At 65.7% G+C, this 2,595-nt stretch carries 1 protein-coding gene and 2 pseudogenes; all 3 read right to left on the reverse strand.

Translation table 11 applies throughout. The features are described 5' to 3' along the window. Positions 1–66 precede the first annotated feature (66 nt). Positions 67–1,085, reverse strand: a pseudogene (gene trpS / locus JCM19049_RS11460) (tryptophan--tRNA ligase). 13 nt (positions 1,086–1,098) lie between these two features. Further along, positions 1,099–1,839, reverse strand: a pseudogene (locus tag JCM19049_RS11465) (exodeoxyribonuclease III). Between the two features lie 164 nt (positions 1,840–2,003). Next, positions 2,004–2,468: a hypothetical protein gene (locus tag JCM19049_RS11470; protein WP_279403061.1), complete on the reverse strand. Its 465-nt coding sequence runs from the start codon at positions 2,466–2,468 to the stop codon at positions 2,004–2,006. Positions 2,469–2,595 lie beyond the last annotated feature (127 nt).

The following is a 2,595-nucleotide window of genomic DNA, read 5'->3' on the forward strand; positions in this document are numbered from 1 at the left end:
GGCACCGGGATGACGACCCCCAGCGTGTACTGGGGTCCTCAGGCGGGACCGGGTGCGGCTGCACCGCTACCGCAGGCTTCCCAACGGCGGCAGGAAACCGACTTCTCGTACACGTCGGCCACGGTGCGGCTGGCCACCTCACGGGCCTTGTTCGCCCCGGTCAGCAGCAGCCGGTCCAGCTCGGCCGGGTCATCGAGCAGCTCCAGGGTGCGTTCGCGGATCGGGGTGAGCCGTTCGACCACCGCATCGGCCACGGCGACCTTCAGGTGCCCGTACATCTTGCCCTCGAACTCGGCGACCAGCTGCGACACCGGTCGTTCGGTGACCGCGGCCAGGATGTCCAGCAGGTTCGAGACCCCGGGCTGGTTTTCCTTGTCGTAGGCGATGACCGTGCCGGTGTCGGTGACCGCGGACTTGATCCGCTTGGCGATCAGCTTCGGCTCATCGAGCACGTTGATCAGCCGTTGGGCGACTCCGCGGACTTGGACATCTTCGCGGTGGGGTTCTGCAGATCGTAGATCCGCGCCCCCTCGGCCGGGATCTGCGCCTTGGGCACCACGAACGTCTGCCCGAAGCGGTGGTTGAAGCGCTGGGCCAGGGTGCGGGTCAGCTCCACGTGCTGGCGCTGGTCATCGCCCACCGGCACCCTTCGGGCTGGTAGAGCAGGATGTCCGCGGCCATCAGCACCGGGTAGGTGAACAGCCCGACGCTGGCGTTCTCGGTGCCGCCCTTGGCGGTCTTGTCCTTGAACTGGGTCATTCGGCTGGCCTCACCGAACCCGGTGATGCAGTTGAACACCCAGGCCAGCTGGGCGTGCTCGGGAACCTGGGACTGGACGAAGAGGGTGGACTTCTCCACGTCGATGCCCCCGGCGATGAACTGGGCGGCGGTCTTGCGGGTGCGGGCCTGCAGGTCCGCCGGGTCCTGGGCGACGGTGATCGCGTGCATGTCCGGGATGAAGAAGAACGCGTCGTACTGATCCTGGGTCTTGACCCAGTTGACCAGCGCTCCGAGGTAGTTGCCAGGTGCAGGGAGTCGCCGGAGGGCTGCATGCCCGACAGGACGCGGGGACGGGTGGTGCTCATGAGATTTCGATCCTTAGAACTGGTAGTCGACGACCAGCGGTGCGTGGTCGGAGAAACGCAGGGCGTATTCGCTGGCACGGTCACGTGGGCCTTGATCGCCTTGGCGGTCAACTCCGGGGTGGCCATGTGGTAGTCGATGCGCCAGCCGGCGTTGTTCACGAACGCTGGCCACGCCAGGACCACCAGGTGTAGGGGCCTGCTCGTCACCGGCCAGGGTCCGGGCCACGTCCATGTAGCCGATCTGCTCGCCGAAGAAGCCGTTGAAGTAGGCGATCTCCTCGTCCAGCACCCCGGCACGCTTGTTGTGGTTCGGCTTCCAGTTCTTGATGTCGCGTTCGGTGTGCACCACGTTCAGGTCGCCCACGACCAGCACATGGTCCTTGGTGGACTTCAGCACCGGCAGGTGCTCGGTCATCCGCTGCAGGAAGCGGTACTTGTCCTCCTGCTTGGGGGTGTTCAGCTCCCCGGAGTGCACGTAGGCGGAGACCACGCACAGCGTCGAGCCGTCGGCCATGGTGAAGTCCGCCTCCACCCAGCGTCCGGACTCGGCGAAGTACTCATCGCCAATGTGCTCGCGCACCGCCACCGGCTCGGCGCGGGAGAGGATCGCCACCCCGGCCCGGCCCTTGTCCTTGGCCTCGGCATGCAGGATGTGCCAGCCCTCACCCACCAGCTCGCGCACGATCTTGTCCGGTGCGCGCACTTCCTGCAGGCACAGGATGTCCACGTCGCGGGCCGCAATCCAGTCCGCCATGTTGCGGCGGTAGGCGGCACGGATGCCGTTGACGTTCACCGAGGCCACACGCACGGCGCCGGCATTCTTGTTCAGGATTTCCGAGCTGGTAGGTATCACGGTTCCACCTTACAAAAAGACAGCGCAACGCCCGGGCAGGACGCTGCGCTGTGCGGTAACAAAAACTAGTCGATGATCTCGCCGTCGATCGGCTGCTCATTGGGTTTCATCATGTCCCGGGCGTTGGCAGCGGTCATGTTGATGGTGTCCAGGGCCCGGTCGATCATGGCGCGCGACTCGGGACCGGCCTTCTCCAGCTCCTGCTGGATCACCCCGGCCTGCACCTGGACGATCTTGAAGGAGTGGTCCAGCTTCATGTCGCGCTGGCTGGTGGCCTCATCGATCACGACGGTGGAACCACCCTTGGCCCGGTCGGCCACGGCCACGGTGGCCTCACGCAGCGAGGTGTTGATCCGGTCCGCCCCACGCTTGAGCCCGAACACCAGGAACGCCGAGAGCAGCAGCCAGCCTCCGGAAATGACGACCACGAACCACCCGACGATTTGGTTCGAGTTGGCGGCGAAGATGACCGCGACCAGGAGGATGATGAGCATCACGCCCATGGAGACCGTGGACGCGTTCAGCGTCAACTTCTTCCCGCGTGATGCGTTGCTGCCTAGAGATTCCATGCCACCCATTCTCCCATCGGTTCGCGGCGGCCACCAACTTTCGGCCCGTCGCTTCGCCCACAGCGTCAGGCCCGCCGCCGGCACCGGT

Source organism: Arthrobacter sp. JCM 19049, assembly GCF_001310435.1.